At 59.9% G+C, this 20,771-nt stretch carries 21 protein-coding genes; 11 read left to right on the forward strand and 10 right to left on the reverse strand.

Annotated features, from left to right (window positions below):
* Positions 1-120 precede the first annotated feature (120 nt).
* Positions 121-306, forward strand: coding sequence for a hypothetical protein (locus CPA42_RS05215; RefSeq protein WP_002519025.1), 186 nt, complete (start codon positions 121-123; stop codon positions 304-306).
* A gap of 78 nt (positions 307-384) precedes the next feature.
* Here the strand turns inward: CPA42_RS05215 and CPA42_RS05220 are convergent, their stop codons facing one another.
* Positions 385-1,182 carry an HAD hydrolase family protein gene (locus tag CPA42_RS05220; protein WP_002515449.1) on the reverse strand — a complete coding sequence of 266 codons (798 nt, stop codon included), beginning with the start codon at positions 1,180-1,182 and terminating at the stop codon, positions 385-387.
* Positions 1,182-2,114 carry a hypothetical protein gene (locus tag CPA42_RS05225; protein ID WP_002519024.1) on the reverse strand — a complete coding sequence of 311 codons (933 nt, stop codon included), beginning with the start codon at positions 2,112-2,114 and terminating at the stop codon, positions 1,182-1,184. Before CPA42_RS05225 ends, CPA42_RS05220 begins: the two co-directional genes overlap by 1 nt.
* Before the next feature lie 82 nt (positions 2,115-2,196).
* On the opposite strand from CPA42_RS05225, the gene CPA42_RS05235 reads away from it, so the two are divergent.
* From CPA42_RS05235 to CPA42_RS05260, 6 genes are all read left to right on the forward strand, one after another.
* Positions 2,197-3,384, forward strand: a complete 1,188-nt coding sequence (locus CPA42_RS05235) for an AAA family ATPase (RefSeq protein ID WP_002519023.1) — start codon at positions 2,197-2,199, stop codon at positions 3,382-3,384.
* A 49-nt stretch (positions 3,385-3,433) separates the two neighbouring features.
* Positions 3,434-4,438, forward strand: coding sequence for a DUF58 domain-containing protein (locus tag CPA42_RS05240; RefSeq protein WP_002519022.1), 1,005 nt, complete (start codon positions 3,434-3,436; stop codon positions 4,436-4,438).
* Complete coding sequence (locus CPA42_RS05245) at positions 4,435-5,403, forward strand: VWA domain-containing protein (protein WP_002515503.1); 969 nt, start codon at positions 4,435-4,437, stop codon at positions 5,401-5,403. The genes CPA42_RS05240 and CPA42_RS05245 overlap by 4 nt, the downstream gene beginning before the upstream one ends.
* A complete protein-coding gene (locus tag CPA42_RS05250; protein ID WP_002517699.1) occupies positions 5,394-6,356 on the forward strand; it encodes a VWA domain-containing protein in 963 nt (320 codons plus the stop codon). Before CPA42_RS05245 ends, CPA42_RS05250 begins: the two co-directional genes overlap by 10 nt.
* Positions 6,357-6,404: 48 nt before the next feature.
* On the forward strand, positions 6,405-7,121 hold the full coding sequence (locus CPA42_RS05255; protein WP_002515636.1) for a YggS family pyridoxal phosphate-dependent enzyme: 717 nt from the start codon (positions 6,405-6,407) through the stop codon (positions 7,119-7,121).
* Positions 7,122-7,198: 77 nt separating this feature from the next.
* Entirely contained in the window at positions 7,199-7,696 is a 498-nt protein-coding gene (locus tag CPA42_RS05260) for a DUF3145 family protein (protein ID WP_002515458.1), read from the forward strand.
* A gap of 85 nt (positions 7,697-7,781) precedes the next feature.
* Here the strand turns inward: CPA42_RS05260 and CPA42_RS05265 are convergent, their stop codons facing one another.
* From CPA42_RS05265 to CPA42_RS05290, 6 genes are all read right to left on the reverse strand, one after another.
* Entirely contained in the window at positions 7,782-9,053 is a 1,272-nt protein-coding gene (locus tag CPA42_RS05265; protein ID WP_002515524.1) for a beta-ketoacyl-[acyl-carrier-protein] synthase family protein, read from the reverse strand.
* 73 nt (positions 9,054-9,126) lie between these two features.
* Entirely contained in the window at positions 9,127-9,372 is a 246-nt protein-coding gene (locus CPA42_RS05270) for an acyl carrier protein (protein WP_002515593.1), read from the reverse strand.
* 82 nt (positions 9,373-9,454) lie between these two features.
* On the reverse strand, positions 9,455-10,453 hold the full coding sequence (locus CPA42_RS05275) for a beta-ketoacyl-ACP synthase III (RefSeq protein WP_002515642.1): 999 nt from the start codon (positions 10,451-10,453) through the stop codon (positions 9,455-9,457).
* A complete protein-coding gene (locus tag CPA42_RS05280; RefSeq protein WP_002519019.1) occupies positions 10,450-11,322 on the reverse strand; it encodes an ACP S-malonyltransferase in 873 nt (290 codons plus the stop codon). The genes CPA42_RS05275 and CPA42_RS05280 overlap by 4 nt, the downstream gene beginning before the upstream one ends.
* 188 nt (positions 11,323-11,510) lie before the next feature.
* Positions 11,511-12,425 carry a 2-dehydropantoate 2-reductase gene (locus tag CPA42_RS05285; RefSeq protein WP_002515445.1) on the reverse strand — a complete coding sequence of 305 codons (915 nt, stop codon included), beginning with the start codon at positions 12,423-12,425 and terminating at the stop codon, positions 11,511-11,513.
* A complete protein-coding gene (locus CPA42_RS05290) occupies positions 12,422-12,787 on the reverse strand; it encodes a NifB/NifX family molybdenum-iron cluster-binding protein (protein WP_002515655.1) in 366 nt (121 codons plus the stop codon). The genes CPA42_RS05285 and CPA42_RS05290 overlap by 4 nt, the downstream gene beginning before the upstream one ends.
* Positions 12,788-12,949: 162 nt before the next feature.
* Between CPA42_RS05290 and CPA42_RS05295 the strand changes: the two genes are divergently transcribed.
* The gene (locus CPA42_RS05295) at positions 12,950-14,395 is read left to right on the forward strand and encodes a sugar porter family MFS transporter (RefSeq protein ID WP_002515601.1); all 1,446 of its coding nucleotides are present in this window, start codon (positions 12,950-12,952) and stop codon (positions 14,393-14,395) included.
* Between the two features lie 28 nt (positions 14,396-14,423).
* Here the strand turns inward: CPA42_RS05295 and CPA42_RS05300 are convergent, their stop codons facing one another.
* Complete coding sequence (locus CPA42_RS05300; RefSeq protein ID WP_002520465.1) at positions 14,424-15,545, reverse strand: PucR family transcriptional regulator; 1,122 nt, start codon at positions 15,543-15,545, stop codon at positions 14,424-14,426.
* A 328-nt stretch (positions 15,546-15,873) separates the two neighbouring features.
* Between CPA42_RS05300 and aceE the strand changes: the two genes are divergently transcribed.
* The 3 genes from aceE (at position 15,874) to CPA42_RS05315 (ending at position 20,250) form a co-directional block, all read left to right on the forward strand.
* A complete protein-coding gene (aceE, locus tag CPA42_RS05305) occupies positions 15,874-18,660 on the forward strand; it encodes a pyruvate dehydrogenase (acetyl-transferring), homodimeric type (RefSeq protein WP_002519017.1) in 2,787 nt (928 codons plus the stop codon).
* 292 nt (positions 18,661-18,952) lie between these two features.
* Positions 18,953-19,729: an endo-beta-N-acetylglucosaminidase H gene (locus CPA42_RS05310; protein WP_002519016.1), complete on the forward strand. Its 777-nt coding sequence runs from the start codon at positions 18,953-18,955 to the stop codon at positions 19,727-19,729.
* 65 nt (positions 19,730-19,794) lie between these two features.
* Positions 19,795-20,250: a DUF3052 domain-containing protein gene (locus tag CPA42_RS05315; protein ID WP_002519015.1), complete on the forward strand. Its 456-nt coding sequence runs from the start codon at positions 19,795-19,797 to the stop codon at positions 20,248-20,250.
* A 22-nt stretch (positions 20,251-20,272) separates the two neighbouring features.
* Here CPA42_RS05315 and CPA42_RS05320 read toward each other — a convergent pair whose 3' ends face one another.
* On the reverse strand, positions 20,273-20,674 hold the full coding sequence (locus CPA42_RS05320; protein WP_002515566.1) for a fibronectin type III-like domain-contianing protein: 402 nt from the start codon (positions 20,672-20,674) through the stop codon (positions 20,273-20,275).
* Positions 20,675-20,771 lie beyond the last annotated feature (97 nt).

Raw genomic sequence — 20,771 nt, forward strand, 5'->3', positions numbered from 1 at the left:
TCGACATCGCCAGTGATATTCGTTCTAGTGCCGCATTTCTGGCTTGTTATGTCAATAAATATTGGCCTCGTCCCGTCGAACACACACGAGTGTCTTACGGTCTAGCCACGTTGGCTGGTCTTGACCGTCCCGGCCGCCGAAGCTCGCTGTGCAGACAGGCACAACGTCGAGTCGTTGCCACAGCAGCTTGCAGGATCTACCTTCCGCGGTGAGCCCAGTGATGGCGGGGATGACCGCCTCGGGTTTACCTACGATCCGGTTGCCTTCCAGGTCGTCTTCAATACCCTGCCCTCCAGACAAAGTTAAGGCGACCGCTAGCCTCGTCGGTGGGGGGTAATGACGACCGGGGAGGACGGTGAGGCGGGTCTGGGGTTGACGCGCGACTCAATCCAGTAAAGCCCGTACCTTCCGTCCCACCGCCGACTCGTCGTGGTTGCCGATTATGGCGAATCCACGGTCGCGCAGTACCGGGTGAGCACCTGACACGATGTAGGGGTGTCCGACCGTTTCCAGCATCGTGAGGTCGTTTGGCATGTCGCCGAAGGCGGCAGCGTCGGCCGGATCGATGCCTAGATCATCGCAGACCTGCTTCAACGCTGAACCTTTGGAGACCCCCCGTCCGGCGATCTCTACCAGACCATCCGTCATTGTTGCGGAAAGAGATACTGTGCCACGGTCCCCGACGATAGGTTTGACGATCTGGAACAACTCGTCGCTGGGAAAGCCAAAGGTTCGCACTAGCAGCTTGACGATGCGGTGATCATCTCCCAAGAAACTCTCGATCTGGCCCTCACCGTCCGGCGGGCCGCTGATCTGCCAGCGGTCGAACCCTTCTTCGGAGAACCACTGGGTGGCCTCCTCGGTACAAAACAGGGCGTGCGGGAGTGCTTGGCGGACGTCACAGACAATGCCGGCGACCGTCTGCGGGGTCATGTATAGGTCGTGCAGAACCTTTCCGGTAGCGGCATTGACGCTCACCGCTCCGTTGGAAGCCAACAGTGTTGGGTGGATCGGGCGGAATGGGTCGAGGACCGTCAGCCAGCGGTAGGGACGTCCGGTGGCGAAGACGACGTGTACGCCGGCATCTGCAGCAGCGAACATGGCCTCGGTGTTTTCGGCACTGGGCAGCTTGTCGGCGCCCAGGAAAGTGCCGTCCAAATCAGTGGCAATGAGCGCAATCATTACAGCCTTCCTCGTCCAGTCGGGGTACCTGACGAGGTGCCGGTGCCTGCACCTGGTGACTGCATTGATGGGGTGCGCGATGGTGACGTCGACGGATTATTCGACGGCGTAGGAGACCCACTACGACCTGTCGAGGGGGACGTACTAGTCGGTGAGGGGGTCTGCCCCTTTGAGGGACTCGGCGATTTGCTGCTGTGAGACGGCGATGCGCTCTGTCCCGAACTCCGACTCGGGGTGGGACTTGAGGAGCTATGTGCCGAACGATTCGACGATGCAGACGTCGGAACCGGGGGAGGCGGGGGAGATGGCGGCACATTTTGGAATAGCAGCACTGCGATGAGCAGACCTGTCAAGGCGATGAAGAGGGTCAGTAACCAGGCGATCACGGTGGTTGACCAACCAGCCTTATCGCGACGACCTGGCCACGGCAACGGCCACGTATGAACCCGGCCCGCGGCGGTGTCGTCGATCCAGTGCAAACGGAAACTTGGGCCAGCTACCGGGGTTCCCGACAGAGCCGACATGTCGACGGCGTCGAGGATCCGGCGTGCCTCTGCCACTGCAGCACGTGAGCCATCATTGACCAGGGCGACCCACGGGGCCAACGACGGACCACCGTTTTCGGGACCAGTGCCGGGGCGGTACAGCCCACTGAGGCGACCTGTGCTCTGTCCGGCGCCACCGCGGGCAATAACAGTGTCGGAATGGAGATGGTTGACCTCCCCTGCAAGCCGGTCCCATGAGGCGGGATCACTGGCAGCGCCATGAGATAACACAATAACGAGGACACCCTGACCGTCGTCATCATGGGCGGAAAACACTGTGCCTGATGGCATCGTTAGGAGACGGGCGTCGAGCCAAAACTCGTCGACCCGCGGCGGGTCAGACGGTTGCAGGGGTAGTGCCTCAGGAGGCCATGGATTACTCGACATCGTCTATCATCTCACCACATTTGGGCCACGACCCGCGAACGACGGGTGCTTACTGGCACTGGTTCTTCGTCGTTCTTGGGCTGTGGCACTGTCACGGTATCGTGAGTGCGGGCCCGTCGCGGGTCTTGCGCAAGCCAGGCAGGAGACGTCAGTGAGCACCCAGCACTACTCGGATGGTCAGGACATCGGTAAGGGGAACCAGGATGCCCCGATGTCGAACGACGAGGCAGCTCGTCTCATCGGTCAAGCCATCGGGCAAGTACAACGGGTCATCGTTGGCCAGGAGCGCATGGTCGAGCAGCTCATGGTCGGGGTGCTTGCCAAGGGCCACATCCTTCTTGAGGGTGTTCCAGGCGTCGCTAAGACCCTTGCCGTACGCTCCTTTGCGACCGTTTTGGGCGGCAGCTTCGCACGCGTCCAGTTCACCCCGGACCTCGTTCCTTCCGACATCGTCGGCACCCGCATCTACTCGGCATCGAAGGAAACCTTCGATATCGAGCTCGGTCCAGTCTTCGTGAACTTCGTGCTGGCCGATGAAATTAACCGAGCTCCCGCAAAGGTGCAGTCGGCCATGCTCGAACTCATGGCTGAAAGGCAGGTATCGATCGCCGGGCAGACTTTCCCCGCACCTCACCCATTTAGCGTCATCGCTACCCAGAACCCGGTGGAGTCTGAGGGTGTCTACCCGCTTCCCGAGGCTCAGCGCGACCGCTTCTTGCTCAAGATCGACGTTCCATACCCACGTGGAAATGAGGAATTTGAGATTTTACGCCGGATGAGCGTCAAGGCTCCCCAGCCTCAGCAAGTGTTGACACCTGAGGCTGTCGTCGCCCTGCAGGATATGGCCTCCGACGTCTTCGTACACAACCTGGTCGCCGAGTACGTCGTGCGTCTGGTCCTGGCTACCCGTAATCCTGGTGATTTCGGGATGTCTGACCTCGCCAACGTCATTCAAATTGGTTGCTCCCCTCGAGCTACCCTCGGTCTAGTCGCAGCGGCTCGAGCCTTGGCACTGGTCCACGGTCGCGATTACGTCCTTCCGACCGACGTCCAGGCTGTGGCTGTTGATGTTATGGCTCACCGCTTGGTGCTCAGCTTTGACGCTATTGCTGACAATGTGTCCGCTTCCGACGTTATTGAGAGGGTTGTCGCCATGGTGCCGCCGCCAACCCCGGTGTGGAACGAGGAGCAGCGTCAGACTGCTCAGCACAATTACCCTAACGATCTGGGCCAATACCCTGCTCCGACGACCCCGCCCGCCCAGCTCTGAGGCGTCCGTTATGGCGCGACCAACATTTCGCGATCCGCAGGCACCGTCAGTGGCGCAGACGCTGGTGAGTCCACCTACTGGGGCGACTCTGCCGCTTAACCAGCTTGCCCCCGAGGCCGCGCTGCGTCGCTTGGAACTCACGATCGTGCGCCGATTGGAGGGATTCCTCCACGGTGACCACTTGGGTCTGCTGCCCGGGACTGGAGCCGACGTTAACGACGCCCGTCCCTACGAACCCGGTCAAGACGATGTGCGCATGATGGATTGGGCCGTTACAGCCCGTACCACCGTCCCCCACGTACGTGAGACCATTGCCGACCGTGAACTCGAGGTATGGGCACTTCTCGACGTGACCGGTTCCATGAACTGGGGCACGGTGTCCATGACGAAACGTGACTTGGGTATCGCCGCTATTGCGACCATCGGTTTTCTCTCCCAGCGAATGGGGGACCGGTTTGGCGGGGTCATTATGCGCCCCGATTCGGTGCGTCGTTTGCCGGCCCGGTCCGGGCGAACAGCCCTTTATGGACTGCTGCGCTCGATGCTGACTGAGCCGATCGTCGCCGACAACGCTCCCGGACAGGTGACTCTGGCCAAAGGCATCGAAAATCTCGCTGCCTCGGGGAGGCGTCGCGGTATGAAGGTCGTCGTTTCTGACTTCCTTTCTCCCGGTGACGATGTTCTGAATCCCAATGATCGCCCGGAGTGGGAACGGTCCCTACGTCGGTTGTCGGTGCGAAACCAGGTGCTGTGCATCGAAGTTGTTGACGCTGCTGAGCTGGACTTTCCCGACGTGGGTGACGTCATGGTCCGAGACCCAGAAACGTCTTTCGCCCACTATGTCAATACCGCTGACAAGGCCACCCGCGAGCGGATGAACGCTGCCTCCCGCGCCCAGCGCGAGCGTATCTCGGCGGCTATCCGACGTGCGGGGGCAGGACACCTACAGCTGCGCACCGACTCCGACTGGGTTACCGATATCGCACGCTTCGTCCTCGGATACCGGCGCACTGCTGCAATCTTGCATCAGCCGCCTCAGGGGGTGACCAAGTGACGCCGCTCTTTCTCGGCCTACCTGAGGTCAAGTCGCCGTGGGTGCCCTGGCTGTTGCTGCTCGTCCCGGTGCTGCTGGTCTTCTACATCTGGGCGTCGCATCGCAGCCGATCTACGGCGATGAGATTTACCAATACCGCCATCCTTGGCGCGGTGATGAGTAAGCAGCCGCAGTGGAAGAGGCACATCGCCGTTGCTGCTGCTTTGCTATGCGTGGCAACTACCACTGTTGCATGGGCTCGGCCGATGGGTATCGAACAGGTGCCGCGCAACCGCGCCACTATCGTTGTTGCCATCGACTCATCTTTGTCGATGAAAGCTGACGACGTTTCCCCCACTCGTCTCGCCGCGGCCAAGGCCAAGGCCAAGGATTTCATCAATAGTCTTCCGACCGGATTCAATGTCGCAGTGGTGAGCATTTCCGAGCATCCGGAGATTCGGATGCCACCGTCGACCGACCGGCCTACCGTGTTACGTGCTGTTGACGGGATCGAGCTGCAGGATGGCACTGCGCTGGGTGGCGCCATCGATAAGTCTCTTGAAGCCGTCAAGATGGCTCCCGGGGGGTCTAAAAATCCGGCTCCGGCCGCCATTGTCATGCTCAGTGATGGGGATAATACCCAAGGCGGTTCTCCCCTGGTGGCGGCCAACCGAGCTGCCGCGGCCAAAGTCCCGGTGTACACCATCGCCTTTGGTACCGAGACCGGGTATGTCGACCTTAACGGGCAGCGAGAGAGAGTTGCACCCGATACCAAACTCTTATCTACTGTCGCCGACCGTACTCACGCTAAATCGTGGACCGCCGACTCGGCGGACAAGCTCCAGGAGGTTTATCAGCAGGTGCACTCGTCGGTGGGTTACGAGCCGGTAAGAAAGGAAGTGACGGCAACGTGGGCTTTCTACGCCTTCTGCTTTGCCGTCGTCTCTGGGCTGGCCACCTTGTCAGTGGCGGTGAGATGGCCATGATGACCCTGATTGCTTTTGGACGCCCTGGACGACTGTGGTGGCTCGTGGTGCCGGTAGTCTTCCTCGCTGTTTACCTTGTAGTGGTGATGTGGCGTCGCCAGCCGCACCAGGGTCGGAATGAGTTGAAGCGGTTGTTGCCTAGCTCGCGGCCGTGGAAGCAGCATCTGGCGATGGGGTTGTCAGTACTCTCGATGGCCATCATAGTGTTGGCATTCGCCCAGCCAAAGGCCTACCACGAGGTACCGAGAGATCGAGCGACTGTCGTTGTTGCTATTGACGTGTCGCGCTCAATGGTGGCGACGGACGTTGAACCCTCTCGACTTTCCGCTGCTAAGACTGCTGCGAAGGATTTCCTGGGGGATTTGCCGCCACGGTTCAATGTCTCCTTGGTGAAGTTCGCAGCATCTGCTCAGGTCGTGGTACCCCCCACGACCGATCGTGCCGCCGTATCGACTGCGATCACGAACCTCCAGGTGCTGCCATCTACCGCGATCGGCGAGGGGATTTATTCCTCCCTCAACGCTCTCAAACTGGTTCCGGACGATCCGAAACATCCCGGACAGAAGCCACCAGCGGCGATCGTGCTCCTTTCTGACGGTGCAACGAATGTTGGCCGTCCTTCTCTTGAAGCAGCCAAGGAAGCCGGACGTCAGCATGTGCCGGTGTACACCATCGCTTACGGCACCGCGGGCGGGTATGTCGTCGAAGGTGGCCAGCGTCAGCCTGTTCCTGTTAACCACTATGAGTTGGCGGCGATAGCGAAGGCCTCCGGAGGCGAGAAGTTCTCCGCAGAGTCCTTAGGTCAGTTGTCAGACGTCTATAAGTCCATCGCCCAATCGGTGGGATATGAGAAGGTTTTCGGGGAAGTGACTGACAAGTACGTTGGCGTCGCCTTAGCTCTCGTGGTGCTGACGGCGGCCTCCGTCATCAGTTTATGCGCCCGTTGGCCCTAATCCCTTGCCTCCAGAGTAGATTCGTTGGCGTCTTGTAAGGAGTTTCCCATGAGTATGGCTGACAACCTAGCGGCGGTGCGTACCCGCATTGATGATGCCTGCCGAGCTTGTGATCGAAATCCCGGCGAGGTGTCGTTGCTACCAGTCTCCAAAACCAAGCCTCCCAGCATGGTCGATGAGGCGTATCGGGCTGGCTACCGGCTTTTCGGCGAAAACAAGGTGCAAGATGCACTCGCGAAATCTGAACTCATGGATGCCAATCACCCCGGGCTGGAATGGTCCATCATCGGCGGCTTGCAGACCAACAAGGCCAAATACGTGGCCCGCTTCGCCACCGAGTTTCAAGCCCTCGATTCGCTCAAGATTGCCCATGAACTCGACAAGAGGTTACAAAAGGAAGGACGTCAACTACGGGTATTGGTCCAGGTGAATTCCTCGGCTGAGCCTCAAAAATCTGGGATCGCTCCCGAGGAAGCTGTCGACTTCGCCCGTGAACTGGCCGCCTTTGATTCTCTCGATGTGCGCGGGCTCATGACGGTGGCGCTCAATAGTTCTGACCAGCGGGCCGTGGCCGACTGTTTTGACCTCGTTGTCGCAACTCAAGAGAAGCTGCGCCAGGAGGCGGGCGATACTAGCGACTGGTCCGAATTGTCCATGGGAATGTCAGGGGATCTGGAGATCGCCATTGCTCATGGTTCCACCCAGGTACGTATCGGCACTGACATCTTCGGCGCTCGCGATCCGGCACGGACATGGCGTCCGTAAGTTCAGTCGTCTATCGTTATCGATAAGTCCGTACCGCACCACTGCAGGGGAAGGCACGTGGTACCGGGAGGACGACCGTGGAAACGACACAGCTGGCCAGTGGAACTCTCTTTATTCACTCGGCTTCGACGGCATTGCGCAGCCATATTGAATGGGCAGCCGATGCCGCGTTTGTCATGCCCGCGCCGCTGCGGTGGACCAGCCAACCAGTAGAACCGGGTACTTGGAGAGCAGAATCGGCGTGGTGTGGTGACGTCGTTGATGCCCGCACGTTCATTTCCACGCTTGCCGCCTGGCAGCGGGTGCGGGTCGAGCTGACCGTCGAAACAGGGGCTGCCCCGCATCGCTGGAGCGTCACTCCCGATCTGGGTATTTTTTCCGCGCCCATCGATGAGGCCGGCTCGGTTCTCGTTGATGAGATGAGGTTACGTTCGGCGATTACCGCTGCACGTCGCACTGGGCTACGTCTCGACGATGAGATTTGCGACTTGCTGGGCGAGCCGTGGGACGTTGAGCTGGAACCATATCGAGCCTGTGACCCGTCGCTGCAGGTGCCGTGGCTGTCTGCCGGGTAACAGGGGCTGCTCGGTCGGGAGTCCAAGGACGAGGAACCATGAGAGGGGGCTGATCACGATGACCAGCCCCCTCATCCCATGGATGTCAGCGAGTGGCGTTGGTGTTAGTGAACGCCAAGGTGACGTTGTGCCCTCCGAACCCGAAAGAGTTATTAAGAGCAGCCAGATCACCGTCGGGTAGGTCGGTCGTCTCGGTGACGACGTTGATTTCCAAGCCCTCTTCGAGGTGTTCGACGTTGATGGTGCCAGGCACCTGACGCTTCAGTAGGGCCATCACCGCTGCGAAGGATTCCAAAGCCCCAGCTCCACCTAACAGGTGTCCCGTCATCGACTTGGTGCCGTTGACAAGCACCTGGTCAGTGGCTTTCTCTAGGACCGCGGCGATGGAGTGGGCCTCCGCAGTGTCACCGAGTGGGGTCGAGGTGGCGTGGGCGTTGACGTGGTTGACGTCGGAGGGGGATAGCCCGGCGGATGCAAGAGCCTTGTGCATCGCGGATGCCTGGCCGGAACCAGTGGGATCTGGCTGAACGATATCGTGCGAATCAGCCGAAATACCGGATCCGGCAAGAGTGCCGTAGATCTTTGCCCCGCGGGCTTGAGCATGCTCGAGTGTCTCAATGACCATGATCGCCGCTCCCTCGCCGATGACGAAGCCGTCACGATCAACGTCCCATGGACGTGAAGCGTGCTCAGGATCGTCGTTGCGAGTCGACAAGGCTTTCATTTGGGCGAAAGCGGCCACCGGCAACGGATGGATGATAGCCTCGGCGCCGCCGACGACGGCAATATCGGCTCGCCCCAGATGAAGCTGATCCAGGCCGAGCGAGATTGCTTCGGAAGATGAAGCGCAAGCCGAAACGGGGGTATGGACGCCGGCCTTGGCATGCACCATCAAGCCAATATTGGCCGCCGGTGCATTGGCCATTAGCATCGGGACGGTAAAGGGACTAACCCGTTTGAAGCCCTTGTCTTTCTGAATGTCCCACTGGCCGAGCAAAGAGTGCAGGCCACCAATACCGGTAGCGCAGCACACCACCAAGCGTTCGGGGTCGATGCCGTTGGAACCGGAGTTGTCGTCGGCTTCGGGAAGCTCCAGGCCGGCGTCGGCCCAGGCCTCCTTGGCAGCGACAAGGGCCAGCTGGCTTGAGCGGTCTAGACGGCGAGCCTGTGGACGGGGCAGGTGGTTGGCCGGATCATCGACCGCCGGTGCGGCGAATTTGACGGGAACGTCGTCAATCCAGTCGAAGTCGAGGGTGTGTACCCCGTTTCGCCCTTCCAGCAGCCCCTGCCAGGTGCTAGGGGCGTCGGGTCCCAACGGTGTGGTGGTCCCGAAACCAGTGATGACGACGTCGCTCATGAGTTCTCCAGTATCGGTGGATGGGTTATGTGGGCCGCAGTCCGGGGCCGGCGAGCCCCGGACGCCGTGGAAGTCAGCTCTGGTGCTCGATGATGTAGTTGACGGCGTCGCCAACGATCTTGATGTTCTTGGACTCTTCGTCAGGGATCTCAACGCCGAACTTCTCGTCGCAGGCGTAGATGATCTCGACCATGGACAGCGAGTCGACGTCGAGGTCGTCAACGAAGGACTTCTCAAAGGTGACCTCGGACTGGTCGACACCAGTGATGTCATTGACGATGTCAGCCATGTCGGCAAGGATCTGGTCTTTGTCAGCCATGATGATTGTTCCTCTTCTTGTCGTTATCCTCGGGCTGTGCGCCCGAAGTCTGTGGGTGTTTTTCTCGTGATGAACGTGGGGTTCAGGGGAGGCGGATGACTTGGCCGGCGTAGACCAGCCCGGCTCCGAATCCGATGATGAGGGCGAGGTCCCCGCTGTGGGCCTGTCCACGCTGAAGCATACGGTCAATAGCGATCGGCACGGATGCGGCGGAGGTGTTTCCCATATCCGCGATGTCGTGACACACCGTCACTGACTCAGGCAGCTTGAGGTGGCGGGACACGACGTCGGTAATCCGGTCGTTAGCCTGATGGGGGATGAAGACATCGAGGTCGGCGGGGGTGATTCCGGCCTCGGCGATGGCCTCGGCGGCGCGCTTGGCGACGTCAGTCATAGCCCACTTGAAGACCGCGCGACCTTCCATGCGAATGAGGGGGTGAATCTTGTTGGGATCAGCGCTAGCCGTCGGCCAGTCCTCGAGCTCGATAGTTTTGAGCTGATCAGAGCGAGATCCCCACACCACCGGGCCGATCCCCGGCTCATCGCTGGCACCGATGATTGCGGCACCAGCCCCGTCAGAGAAGAGGAAGGCGGTGGAGCGGTCGTCAAGATTCGTCATTTCCGAGAGCTTCTCGACGCCGATAACGAGGACGTAATTCGCCGATCCGGTGCGGATCATTGAGTCAGCCAGAGCGGTTGAGTAGCAAAACCCAGCACATGCGCCGTTGAGGTCAAACGCAGCAGCGTCACCCAAGCCGAGCTCCCGGGCGATGTAAGCCGCCAAGCTGGGGGAAGGACGATGATGTGACACGGTCGCCACGATGATGGCATCGATCTGGGATGCCTCCAGCCCGGATCGCTCTAGGGCGGTACGCGCGGCTGTGGTGCCCATGGACGCCACAGTCTCAGAGTTGGTGGCCCAGCGCCGCTCGGTAATGCCGGTACGCTGTTCGATCCACTCTGGGGTGGAGTCGATGAGCGTGCACATCTCCTTGTTGGTGACTACTCGCGATCCGCGAGCTGATCCGGTGGACAGGAATTTCGAGTAGCCGTGGACGGGACGGGTCTTGATGGCCGTCATGCATTCTCCTTGCTGGAGTGAGTCGTGATGAACTCGCGGGCAGCCGGGATCTGATCGGGGGTGTTGAGGTTGAACAACTCCACTCCCTTCAAGTTGCGCTTGGCGATGCCTGTCAGTGTTCCGGCGGGCGTGAGTTCGAGCAGTCCGGTGATATTGCGCTGAGCCATGGTGTCCATGCACAGGTCCCATCGCACCGGATGGGCCACCTGCTGGACCAGACGATCAGCGAATTCGCGACCATCTGCGACGACGGCTCCGTCAAGGTTGGACAGCAGGGCCACCGTCGGGATCGTGGTCGGCATGGCAGCGGCTACTTCGCGCAGGTGATCGACCGCCGGTTCCATATGAGCCGTGTGGAAGGCCCCCGCGACCGACAACGGGAAGAGTCGGGTACGAGACGGCGGCTCGGCTGCGAAAGCTTCGAGCTGTTCGACGGTGCCTGCGGCTACGATCTGGCCTTTGCCATTGTGGTTGGCTGGGGTGAGCCCAGCGGCTTTAATGGCGGTCAGCACCTCGTCGGCATCGCCCCCGATGACAGCAGTCATGGAGGTGGCAGTGCGTGACGCGGCCTCGGCCATGGCCCGACCGCGCTCGCGCACAAGAACCATGGCGGCTTCGGCAGAGAAAGCCCCAGCAGCAGCGCCAGCGGCAATCTCCCCGACAGAGTGGCCGGCGAGCAGGTCGGCCTGAGAGAAAATCTTGGGATCAACTGACCAGGCTGTGGCCAGCGCGGCGGCGACCAGCAGTGGCTGGGCAACCGCAGTGTCCTTGATGGTTGCCTCGTCGGAAGTCGTGCCATGGGTCACCAGATCGATATCTGCCACTGCTGAGAGCCACGCAAGGTGGTCAGAGAAAGTGGCGTCTGACATCCAATCCGACAGGAATCCTGGTTTCTGGGCCCCTTGGCCCGGAGCAACAATTGCAAGCACATCCCCACTGTGCCCCCTTGAAGGGCCGGACGCGAGACAGGGAACCGACGAAGTACCCACGGTGGTCATTGTGGGATCCCCACAAAATGACAGGGGGGATCCTCCAAAGACCGGATGTGTGGGTCGTATCAGGCGCGATTCTGAGCTTCCCGTCGTCCTAGGACGGCAGCAATGACGTCATTGATCGGAGTATCGACGCCGACCTCGTCACCCAATCGGGGGACAGCTCCTACCTGAGCAGCGTATTCGCTGGGGCGTCCAGCAAGGATGTCGCGCTGGAAGGAGGTTGTTGACGCGGGATCCTGCCCAGCAAGGAATGTGAGGTTCTTCTCGACGAAGTCGTCGGCGATCCTGGCGCTGTGAGCGCGAGCCACCTGAACAGTTTCGTCGATACACCGAGCGAAGACATCGCGGTAGGGACCAAGGAGGTCGCCCAAGGAGACGTCGAGTACTGCACCACAGGCTCCTTGGGGGACGACGGAACACATCTTGACCCACAAAGTGGTGGTGATGTTCTCCACGTCGGGAGAGGTGAGACCGCCCTTCCGGCAAGCCTCTCGCAACTCATTGACGAGGGTATTGGGGGAATCGTCAATGGTCGAGACCTCGAACATTCGAGGGCCGCCCAGGTCCATAATCAGACCTGGCTCCACGATCTTGACCCACTGTCGGCATACCCCTGGTGCGACGTGCTCAGGGCCAATAATCGCCGAAAGCTCGTGCGGCGCGATGACGCCATTTTGGGTGGTTACGACCAGGGTGTGGGGGCCCATAAGCGCGGGCAGGTATGTGCGTGCGGCCTCTGCAACTTGAAAAGTCTTGGTACATAGCAAGACGACGTCAACCTGGCCGATCTCGGCTGCGTCGTCAGTGACGGGTACATCAAGGGTCAACTCCGTATTGCCGACCAGGCGCAGGCCGTGCTCGCGGATGGCGATGAGGGTTTTGCCACGGGCGATGAAGGAGACGTCCATCCCGGCATCTGCGAGGGCCGCCCCGTAGAAACCGCCGATGGCCCCGGCTCCGATGATTGCTGCTTTCATGATTCCTCCGTGCCCTTGGTGTCCGCATATGCCGAAATCATGGCGTGCTCCACTGATTCCCTAGCACGAGGCAACGTGGCCGGCAGTAACGGGACCTTCATCGCTGCCAGGGTGCGCTGCATTCCCATCCCAGCGTGGGTGGCGACGCATGCTACGACGTCGTGCTCACGCAGGAAGCGAACGATGCGGGCGTGGTGACGACGTTCAGTGCCCTCATTATGGAGGCGGTCCCACTCAACCTTAAAGGTGTGCCAGTCGGTGACGTGACCGTCGTTGTCAACCTGTGCGACGGCTACCATAGGCGCCTTACCGAATCGTGGCTCCACTGAGCCGTCCGGACGAACGGGGATCATGACGTTCATAATGAGAGCCTAGCTCCCACGATGGCGAGTTCGGTGGCGGAAACGACCTGATGCGGTGTGCTGAGAGGCGCAGTGACGGCCGTGAGCTGTAGCGTTAGTGTCTTGACCGAGCAATAGGCGCTCGGTTGAGGTTTGCAATTCAGTTTTAGAGAAAGCGGTTTTATGGCGTCGAATGGTCATGCGCGCGTAGAGATGAAGCCTGGTGATTCCGGGTCAGCTGGTGCGACGAGAAATAGTCAGACGAGCTGGGCCGTCTTCATTGCGGTGACGGCAGCAGCCCTGGGAATCACTTATGGTTATGATATTTCTAATACCGCGGCCGCTTTGCAATTTGTACAGCGAGACTTTGGTATCTATAGCGCCATCAACACGGCCTCCGTGGTAGGTCAAATAGCAGGTGCCATTCTTGGCGGCCCTATGGCGAATGCCATCGGACGTAAGAAGTCAATGCTGGTTATCGCGGCTGGATATACTATTTTCGCTATCCTGACAGCAATCTCCCCGTCCGCTGGACTGTTCCTTGCTATGCGGGTTCTGTTGGGTATCACTATCGGGCTTTCCATTACCGTCGTGCCGGTGTTTATCGCCGAATCCGCTCCGGCGTCGCGGCGGGGCGGGCTGGCAACCGCGTATCAAGTGACGTGCGTCGTCGGAATCATCTTGGGGTACCTCGTCGGTTATTCCCTGCTGCCTACGGACACGTGGCGTTGGATTCTCGGTGTCGCAGCCGTCCCAGCATTTATTGTGCTCCTGATGCTTGTTCGCACCCAGGAAACCCCCTCCTGGTACATGCTCAAGGGGCGTGAAGATGAGGCTCGTCGTGCCATGGAGCGCATCGAGGTTGCTGAATTGGTTGAGCCGAGCCTCGATGAGATCCGCAACTCGTTGTCTTCTCGGCCCTCTGGATCTGTATGGGGGCGGTTGCGTGAGATGTTCCATGGGGGCATGGCTCGTGCCACGATCTTTGCTATCGTTCTGGGATTTTCAATCCAGATCACTGGAATTAATGCAACAATCTATTATGCGCCTGGAATCTATTCGCGAATGGGATTTACTGACACTGCGACAACCTATCTGGTGCCATCCTTGGTGCAGTTCCTATCATTGATAAGTGTTGTCATCTCGATGCTCGTTATTGATAAGGTAGGGCGTCGATTCGTTCTTATCACGGGAATATCTACGATGATTGTAGCGACTATCGTGCTCATCGTGACATATTTGGCGAGTGGTTTTGAAGGTGCTGTTGCCGGTATTATTGGCCTCGTTGGGATGTCCCTTTTTACTATGGGGTTTACTTTCGGTTTCGGTTCCATCGTATGGGTTTACGCGGGTGAGATTTTCCCGGCTCGCTACCGCTCACTCGGTGCATCTCTGGTGCTTACGGCAGACTTGATCGCGAATGCGATCACTGCCCAATTGGGAGCTGCGATGCTCGACGGTATCGGGCTGGCAGGAACATTCGGGGTCTACGGTGGGCTCCTCGTCGTTGCGCTGCTATTCCTGCTGAGGTACGCCCCGGAAACGTCCGGTCGCTCGCTTGAGGAGATCCAGGACTATTGGAACAACGGTGCTCGGTGGCCCAAGGCTGACTCGCCTTCGATGGGGTGAGTGCGAGATGCGAGATGGGTTCACGGCGTCAGTTCCTCAGCCGCCCCAAAGTGATTGCTAGGCGCAGCACATAGGCTTCTCGAGGATCCGACGGGGAGTAGCCAGTGACGTCTTGGATTCGTTTAAGTCGGTAGCGCACGGTGTTGGGGTGAATGAACATCGCCCGACTCGTGCCTTCCACTGAGCAGCCGTGATCGAGGAAGGAGACAGTTGTGTCCATGAGGTCTCCACTGGCTGTCGCGAGGGGGCTGTAGACCTCGTTGACGAGCCACGCAATGGCATCTGTATCACCGGAGAGGACTTGCTCGGGCAATAAGTCGACGGCTGCCATGACTTGCGGACCTTCCGGCCAAGCTCGTGCCGCACGTATTCCGGAGAGGGCGGCACGAGCGGATGCCGGGGCCAGCGTGAGGTCGGCCACGACGGGTCCGACGACGATTGGTCCTGGCGCGAAGTGGTTTGCGAGAGCTTCGCTTGCGGCTACGGCTGCTGGATCGTCAACCAGTTTCTCACCGGCCAAAATGACAACTAACCGGTCGGACTGTACGGCGGCTAGCACCGTCATCTGCATGCGTTCGCCATCACGTCGCAGCACGTGGAGTTCATGCTCGGTCGTCGGGGCCCGTCCGACGACGACGCAGAGATTGATGCCCGGGCGCCAGCCGAGAGTGGAAGCTCGCGAGATGAGCTGTTCATCGGCGTCGGCGCGCACGACCGCATCAACGACGAGGGATTCCAGACGTTCATCCCAGGTACCGCGACGTTCGGCGGCTCGCGCGTAAACCTCGGCGGCGGCGAAGGCCACCTCGCGGGAGTAGTGGACGATGGCAGTGCGCAGCACTTGGCGATCGCCGCGCGGCATTTCGGTCTCAATTTGTGCCTCAACGACGTCGATCGTGGTGCGGACGAGCTCGACTGTCTGGTGCAAGGAGATCTTGCGGGTCATGGACCGGGGCGCCACGTCGAAGACGTCGGTGGGGGAGTAGGGCTCGGCGTCATCGTCAGCAAACCACTGGACGAAGCCGTCAATACCTGAGCGAGCCACGATCGAGATCCACGATCTTTCTTCGGCTGACAGATCACGGAACCAGGAGTGTCGACGACCCATTTCCTCTAGAGTGGCCGTCGTCATAGCTGAGGTGCGGGCCATCAATCTTTTAGCGATAGCTCTGCGTGTGCGGTCAGAAGACACCACCGTACGGCCGGTACTCGACGTACGTCCGCTGCCTATTCGACGCGTAGACGTCGTCCCGATGTCATTCCTGGCCACCTAAGCCTCCCTCGGCGAGGCTTCGGTCAGTCTAGTGGGGTGATGCCTTAAGCGCAGGGGCGACAGCAGATGGCGAACAGATTCGGGGGATGAGGCGCTGGGGTGATTTACGGTACTTCCGAGTGACTTTTCTTCCATAAGACGACACAATAAGTTCACGGCGGGCCCTCGGGCTGCCACCTTGAACCGTCACCGGTGATGTCGCCGGTTGTGCGTCGCTGTCGATGAGAAAGGACCCGGCGTGATCCCACGCGAAGAACGCGGACCAGTCCTCAACGGACTTCCGACAACCCTGCCTGACGTCGATCCCGAGGAGACTCAGGAGTGGATCGAGTCCCTCGACAAGATGGTCGAGACTGATGGTCCGAATCGTGCCCGGATCGTGCTGCTCAAGATGTTGGAGCGGGCTCGTAGCCACAGTCGTCTCGGGCTGTCAGCGCTCACCTCCACCGACTACATCAACACCATTGCAGCCGAGGACGAGGAAGAATACCCCGGCGACGCCGAGATCGAGCGGAACATCCGTCGTTTGCTGCGCTGGAATTCCGCCATTACCGTGCATCGCGCGCAGCGTCCCGGTATTGGCGTCGGCGGTCATATCTCCACCTATGCCTCTGCCGTGACCCTCTACGAGGTCGGTCAGAACCACTTCTGGCGCGGGCAGGACGCCCCCGGCGGCGGTGACCAAGTTTTCTTCCAGGGGCACGCCGCGCCCGGTATGTACGCTCGCGCGTTCTTGGAGGGGCGTCTCAGCGAGGACGATCTCGATGGGTTCCGTCAGGAGAAGTCGAAGGCCGGGCATGGTCTACCCTCTTACCCGCACCCTCGCATGTTGCCCGACTTCTGGCAGTTCCCGACGGTGTCGATGGGTCTGGGCCCGATGGATTCCATTTACCAGGCGTCTATGAATAAGTACCTCACCAATCGCGGTGTCAAGGACTGCGCAGATCAGCACGTGTGGGCTTTCCTTGGCGACGGTGAGATGGACGAGCCGGAGTCGCGCGGATTCCTGCAGGTCGCTGCCAACGAGGAGCTCGACAACCTCACCTTCGTCATCAACTGCAACCTGCAGCGTCTAGACGGGCCGGTGCGTGGCAACGGCAAGATTGTCCAGGAACTTGAGGCTGTCTTCCGTGGTGCTGGCTGGAACGTCATCAAGGTCATTTGGGGATCCGGCTGGGACCCGTTGCTGCAGGCAGACCGTGACGGTGCCCTCGTTGATATCATGAACAACACCCGTGATGGCGACTACCAAACCTTTAAGGCCAACGACGGCGCCTATGTCCGCGAGCACTTCTTTGGCCGCGACCCGCGCACTGCCAAGATGGTCGACAAGTGGACTGACGAACAGATTTGGGCGTTACGCCGTGGCGGTCACGACTACCGCAAGATTTACAACGCCTACAAGGCGGCTACGCAGTTCAAGGGAGCGCCGACCGTGGTGCTTGCCTGCACTATTAAAGGTTACGATCTTGGTACTCACTTTGCGGGCCGCAACGCTACCCACCAGATGAAGAAGCTGGCCCTTGACGACCTCAAGCAGTTCCGCGATCGTCTCGAAATTCCGATTTCGGACAAGGTGCTGGAGGCCGACCCCTACCGTGCTCCCTACTTCCATCCCGGAGCCGATGACGAGCGCATCCAGTACCTCATGGAGCGTCGTCGTGCTCTCGGCGGTTTCGTGCCGGAGCGCCGTACGAGGCACACGCCACTACCCATCCCGGCGCAGAAGGCCTTCGATGGTGTCAAGCGTGGGTCGGGCAAACAGGAGGTCGCCACCACGATGGCCTTCGTGCGTCTGCTCAAGGACCTTATGCGCGACAAGAATTTCGCTCCGCACGTCGTCCCGATCATTCCTGACGAGGCCCGTACCTTTGGCATGGACTCGTTCTTCCCGACGATCAAGATCTACAATCCTCACGGCCAGAACTACACCCCTGTCGACCACAAGCTCATGCTCAGCTACCGCGAGGCCAAGAACGGGCAGATCATTCACACTGGCATCAATGAGGCTGGTTCGGCGGCTGCTTTCATTGCCGCAGGCTCGGCATACTCCACTCAGGGCGTGCCGATGGTGCCGATCTACCTGTTCTACTCGATGTTCGGGTTCCAGCGTACCGGTGATTCTTTCTGGGCAGCTGGTGATCAGATGACGAGGGGATTCATTATTGGCGCCACTGCCGGACGCACCACGCTGACCGGTGAGGGCACCCAGCACATGGATGGCCATTCGCCGGTTCTGGCTGCGACGAACCCAGCTGTCATCTCCTACGATCCGGCTTATTCTTACGAGATCTCCCACATTGTTCAGGCAGGTCTGGAGCACATGTACGGCGAGAACGCCGAAGACGTCATGTACTACCTGACGGTGTACAACGAGCCGATCGTCCAGCCGGCTGAGCCAGAGGGCGTTGACGCCGAGGGCATCGTCAAGGGCATGTACCTGCTCTCGAAGGGCTCCTTTGAGGGCGTCGGCGAGGATGCCCGCCGCGTTCAGCTGCTGGCCTCCGGCGTCGCCGTGCCGTGGGCCATTGAGGCTCAGCAGCTCCTTAAGGGTGACTTTGGCGTTGTTGCCGACGTGTGGTCGGTGACGTCGTGGAACAACCTACGTCGTGACGCTATGGAGGCCGAGGAACAGACTTTCCTACACCCCGAACAGGGCAGGCGCACCCCGTATATCACCCAATGCCTGGCCGACGCCCCTGGTCCAGTCGTTGCGACCACCGATTACACGCGTCAGGTGCCCGATCAGATCGCCCAGTGGGTGCCGGGGGATTATGCCTCCTTAGGTGCTGACGGATTCGGGTTCTCCGACACCCGTGCGGCAGCGCGCCGATTCTTCCACATCGATGGACCGTCCATGACAGTGCGTGCCCTCCAGATGCTCGTCGAGCGTGGTGAGGTTCCCGAGGACTGGCCTGCCAAGGCTGCCGAGAAGTACGACCTCCTCAACGTCAACGCGGGGGCGTCCGGTAACGCTGGTGGCGACGCCTGATCGATAGACCGTCGAATAACCGGGGCATTCCATGATGTGGGCTGCCCCGGTTTTCGTTGAAGTCCGTTGCCTCCGCCATACTCCTGCTAGCGCTTTTTAGCGTCTAAACTAAACCGAATTAGCTCTCGTGGTAACGGCGCTGCGAGGGGTGGAGATCAAAGGAGCAGGGCACATGAGGTTGAGTCGTCGTCACGTGCTCGCTAGTACTGTTGGGGTAGTTTCGACGGCGTTGATCACGGCACAGACGCCCGCAGGTATCGCGTTTGCAAGGCCTCGTAGGGCTTCTAGGGCAGTGACCACTGCGGTCTACATCGAGGTCAATCACGAGGATCTCGCGACTGTCGTGGCCTTCGTCCGAGAAGGGGTTCACCGCCCGGTCTTCGATCTGGCTATGATTTTTGCGGCGAATATCAACTATGACGGGTGCACGGCTTACCTGCACCTGAATGAGCGAGTTATGGAAACGCTCAGAGCTGCTGAAACTCAGATTCGTCCGTTGCAGCGTCGTGGGACGAAGGTACTCTTGTCGCTCCTTGGCAATCATGGGGGCGCCGGATTCGCCAACTTTCCAACCCGGCATGACGCTGACCGGTTCGCGGCTCAGGTAGCAAGTGTTGTTCATAGGTATCACCTTGATGGCGTCGACCTAGATGATGAATATTCCGAATATGGCAAAAATGCTACCGGTCAGCCCCATGAAGACTCGTTTGTTTGGTTTGTTCGTGCGCTGCGACGCCACCTAGGGCCTCATAAACTCCTCACCTTGTACTCGATTGGGCCATCGGTTAATCGAACTGTTTCGTCCGCGGGCAATGCATCAGATGACCTCGATTATGCGTGGAACCCGTGGTATGGCACCTATCAGGAACCATCGGTGCTGGGTATGCCTCGAAGTCATGTGGGGGCGGCGGCAGTTGACTGGGGACATACGTCGATCGAAATGATCCAGACGATGGCTTCTCAAACTATCCGTGACGGTTATGGCGTCTTCATGACGTACGACTTGCGGGTGTCGACGAACCCGTCCCTCGTGCAGGCCATGACAACAGCCTTGGAAGGAAGGCGGTGACTTCGACAGTGACCGTCGAAGAAAAGGCCCCACGGTGGTCGTCGGCGGGATGTTCTGGCACACTGATGAAGGTGAGAACTTCCTGTCACGCAGAGCAAGGGAAAGCGAAGGGTTTCGTGGGAAGCGGCAGCGATTTGGACAAGCTCGGTTTCGAGGCCGGGCAGGTCGTCCAGGAGCTCGGTTGGGACGATGACGTTGACGAGGACCTCCGTCAAGAGGTTATGGACATCATCGACGGTGACATGATTGAAGATTCGATCGACGCCGTTGACATCGTCTGGTTGTGGTTGCGTGCCGATGACGGTGATGTAGCCGACGGCTTGGTTGATGCTATGCGTGATTTGTCTGACGACGGGTTCATCGTCCTCGTCACCCCGAAGGTGGGACGCCCGGGCACTATCGATCCGGCTGATCTGTCTGACGGCACAGACACCGCTGGAATGGTGCTGACCACCAGCTACGACGTTAGTAAGGACTGGCAAGCTCACAAAATTGTGCGCCCGCGCGGCGGGCGGCGCTGACCTGTCTTCTTTCATATGCTGCCTACGGCATAGCTCCGTAGGGGGGGTGCGGCAGGATGTCCCAGTAGGACAGGTCGCGCCGGGTCAGCGCGACGGTGACCGTCTGCCTCTGGCCGGGCTCTAGTTCCACACGACGGAAGGCTTTGAGCTCGCGCACGCAGCGGTCAATGGTGGTGTCGGGGAAACCCGGGTAGACCTGAGGCACAGCAGCGCCGGCGCGGTCTCCGGTGTTGGAGACGGTGAAGGTGACGGTTAGCACTGGTTTGTCTTGCCCGGTGGACTCGGTGACAGGGCAGATGGCTAGATCAAAGCCGGGGTAGGCGAAGTTGGTGTAGCTCAGGCCGTGACCGAAGGGGTAGGCGACCGGACAATTCGTGGTGTCGAGACCTCGATAACCGATGTATTTGTCCTTCCCGTAGTGCACGTGCTGGAATTCTCCAGGGACGTTGAGTTGAGCAGGGATGTCGGACAGTTTGACGGCGATGGTCTCGGATGGTTACCAGACGGATGACGAAGGTTCG

The sequence above is a fragment of the Cutibacterium acnes genome, assembly GCF_003030305.1.
Lineage (GTDB): Bacteria > Actinomycetota > Actinomycetes > Propionibacteriales > Propionibacteriaceae > Cutibacterium > Cutibacterium acnes.